General features: G+C 49.2%; 3 protein-coding genes. 1 reads left to right on the top strand and 2 read right to left on the bottom strand.

From position 1 onward, the window contains the following. Positions 1-8 precede the first annotated feature (8 nt). Entirely contained in the window at positions 9-716 is a 708-nt protein-coding gene (locus OXI60_02100) for a porin (protein MDE0308611.1), read from the bottom strand. Between the two features lie 312 nt (positions 717-1,028). Here OXI60_02100 and OXI60_02095 point away from each other — a divergent pair, with 312 nt between their 5' ends. Beyond that, positions 1,029-2,189, top strand: a complete 1,161-nt coding sequence (locus OXI60_02095; GenBank protein MDE0308610.1) for an ATP-binding protein — start codon at positions 1,029-1,031, stop codon at positions 2,187-2,189. 522 nt (positions 2,190-2,711) lie between these two features. Here the strand turns inward: OXI60_02095 and OXI60_02090 are convergent. Further along, the gene (locus OXI60_02090) at positions 2,712-2,996 is read right to left on the bottom strand and encodes a HigA family addiction module antitoxin (protein ID MDE0308609.1); all 285 of its coding nucleotides are present in this window, start codon (positions 2,994-2,996) and stop codon (positions 2,712-2,714) included. Between the last annotated feature and the right edge of the window lie 567 nt (positions 2,997-3,563).

Here is a 3,563-nt window from a genome sequence, read left to right as displayed (position 1 = left end):
CAATGATTTTATTTGGCGTGCTGACGCACATCAAATAAAAGCCTATACATTATGTTAGATAAATCGCTTGATTCAATAGCATCTTGCAAAGATTTATAATACGCGTCATCCCGCGCCTTCTTTGACTCGCCATTGTTTGTATATGTTGCGTCAGCAGCATAGCCCGGCGTAGGCGCGCCTGTCGTAGGATGATTGATGTATGCAAAACCGATCTTGCCGTTGTCGCCTATTTTCAGGGTTGCGCCGAATTGCGAAGAATCCAAGTCCTTGCTGGTCTTGCTGGAATCGGCGATCGCGTCCAACTGGAAACTCGCCGCACCGACATCAACGGCGTATGACAGGCTGTTGCCAACCTTGTTGTCGACCATACCTTCCCAAGAACCAAGCCAATAAGCCTGATCCACAAACCCTACATGATTCGCAGACGCATTGTTCAACTTACCAAGTGTGATGTTTCCAAATCCGCCCGAAAGACCGACATAACGCTGATTAGTGGATTGAGCGGGTTCCCCGTCTGCGATTCTTGTCTCGAACTTATAGACTGCGGTAAGCCCTTCGGCCGCCTCGCTGCTGCCACTGATTCCCCAGCGCGATCCAAAGTTCTCTATACCCTTTTTGTCGCCGTGAGATTGCCAGCCGGCGCGGATCGAGCCATACCAGTTTGCTTCCGCAAGTACAACTGAGGGTATGCACAGTTGTATCGGACTGGCGTCCAACTGTCACACATAAGTCAATCGAATCAGCCTGTTACTTCCGACTCATGCTCCTCAATTCAACCGGATTCGCGTGCGAATGAGCGTAATTTCGGGTCATTTTTGACCCTTGCTGAGGGATTTAAAGTGTCGCTTCGAAATATCACGATTTTGCCCCGAAATTTCTGCACCTGTTCGGAAACAGGCGTCTCATACCACAGTTCCTGGAAGGCCTCTGAAGCTCAATTCAAGTCGCTCCGCAGCTTTGGAATAATCCGAAACAAGGTTATCCTTCTGATAATATAATGTCATATATCTGCGTTAAATGACGACATAGTGTCAAATTCTGTATATCAGCGACTGACTCGACCGTACCGGCAAAGTTTTTTCCTACTTGGCGTTCGAGGGGTTGGAAAGAGTACATGGGCACGGGAACGGTTTCCTGACGCGTTGCATATTGATCTTCTCGACGAAGTCCGGTACCAGGATTATCTTTCCGATCCGTCCCTGTTTGCCGCCGATCTTCAGTCATGCCAGCCTGGCAGTTGGGTGATCGTTGATGAGATTCAACGTCTACCCAATCTGTTGAATGAAGTGCATCGGCACATAGAAAACCAAGACCTAAAGTTCGCACTACTTGGATCAAGTGCACGCAAACTGAAGTCATCCGGTGTGAACCTGCTAGCCGGTAGGGCGTTGCACAAAACGATGCATCCCCTGACGCCGAGCGAACTCGGTGACGATTTCGACTTGGAAGTCGCGCTTGATACTGGAACTATACCCTTGGTCTGGGTTTCGGAGGAACAGCGCAAAGTTCTTGAGAGCTATGTCAGGCTCTATCTTCAAGAGGAAATCAGGGCGGAAGCACTGGTTCGAAATCTTCCTGGGTTTGCACGTTTTTTGCCGATCGCTGCTCTTTATCATGGCCAAGTTATCAACATAGCCGGCATCGCACGCGAATGTGGTGTTGCACGGACGACCGTACAGGGATACCTGGATATTCTTGAAGACACGTTGCTTGTGTTCAGGCTTCCAGCTTACGATTCTCGGCTACGCTTGCGGGAGCGGAAGCATCCGAAACTCTACTGGATAGATTCTGGTCTGGTGCGGGCGATGAAGAAACTGCACGGACCGATCTCGCCTGAAGAGCGCGGTATGCTATTGGAAGGCTGGATATTGCATCTTCTGCGAGCATACGCAGAGGATTGTGAACTATTCGACGATCTGTACTACTGGGCACCTCACCCGGCAAATCGCACAGAGGTTGACTTCCTGCTACGTCGAGGTCGTGAGATCGTGGCAATTGAAGTCAAATCGCAGCCACGCTACTATACCGGCATGCTAAAGGGGCTGCGTGCACTCGCGGAACTTCCCGGAATTACAAGGCGCATATTGGTCTACTGTGGAAAGCGTTCTTTTCGGACTGAGGATGGTGTCGACGTGATGCCTGTTCACAGGTTGCAGCAATCGCTTGTCGAAAATTCCCTATGGCCATAGCGTTAACACCAAATTCAGCACAAATATCAAATTCAACATTTTGGTGCCTACGCGGTGTGGATGATGATCGATGCCGTGGCTGACAGTCTGCCGTGTCTGTTGCGCATGAAACTGCCGCACAACTGGAAGGTTTGTACGCCCGCGTCCCACGTCATACCCCCTCCCGATCCAGCCTCACGATAGTCGAATCTTTACACCCAGTTCTCGGAGTGTTCGCGAAATAACTCCTTGTAGGTACCGGCTGAAAGAACTAAATGTTGAATTAAGCCGCTGCGCGGCAATGTCCTCATATGATCATCATCGGTCTTGCGAGAGACCGTAATTCTTTCCCACGTTCAAGACAATATTCGCTTATTGTGTAGGTGATTTCGGCCCGCTAGTGGAAAAATATTCTGAAGTGTTCTTTTGACCGATGAAGGCCGTGTAGTTATACTGCCGCGCAACGGCTTAGTTCAAATTCTATACCTCGAAACGTTGGGACAACATGTCGCCCGTTCGCAGATTAATTGCAGTGATTGACAATCACGTTACCGACGATAATCGATTGACCTTTATCTGATCGGCATTCTTCAATGCCTGAGCCATTTCATAACTGGTATGGAGTCTGTACCACGTTTCCGCGCCACCGCCAAACGCCTTGTCAAGACGAATCGCCATCCGAGGTGTGATTCCAGCCCGACAGTTCACGATATCTGAAAGTTGTTTTCGGCTTACGCCAAGCTGTCGTGCTGCCTCTGTAACGCTGAGACCTAGAGGCTCAAGACAGTCAAGTCGCACAGACAGACCAGGATGAGGGGGATCTTTCATCGGCATTGCGCATTTCTCCTAGTGATAGTCGATTAAGTTGACATCTCGGACATGTTGGCCTTCGAATCGAAATATAACTCGCCAGTTCCTCGATACTTTGACAGCCCAAAAACCAGCTAAATCCCCAGTTAGTCGATGAAGTTCGAATCCTGGAAGATTCATATCCCGTGCATGTGACGCATCGTCGAGACGAGCGAGAATACGTTTGATCTTGGCTCTGTGATTCGGTGTGATTCGCCTTGAGTCATTTTTTTCAAATAGTCGTCTGAGGCCGCTGTGACGGAATCCGAGTATCACGTGTGTATTGTAACCTATCACTACACAGATCGCGACAAGTTTTCTCGTTCACTACATATCAGATCATCGCAGGACATAGCGAGATTCCTGCATAATGTTGCAATATTTTGAAGTGACACTTTAAATCCCGCAGCAAGGCCCCAAAAAGACCCGAATTTACGCGGATGCACACGCGATTCCAGTGGATTCGAGGAACATGAGTCGCAAGTAACAGCCTGATTCGATTGACTTATGTGTGAAAGTCGATTGCCGGTGCGATACAACTGTGCA

The organism is Acidiferrobacterales bacterium, assembly GCA_028820695.1.
Taxonomy (GTDB): Bacteria; Pseudomonadota; Gammaproteobacteria; order Arenicellales; family JAJDZL01; genus JAJDZL01.
Note: the sequence above shows the minus strand (reverse complement) of the source record. Positions and strands in the feature narration are given on the sequence as shown.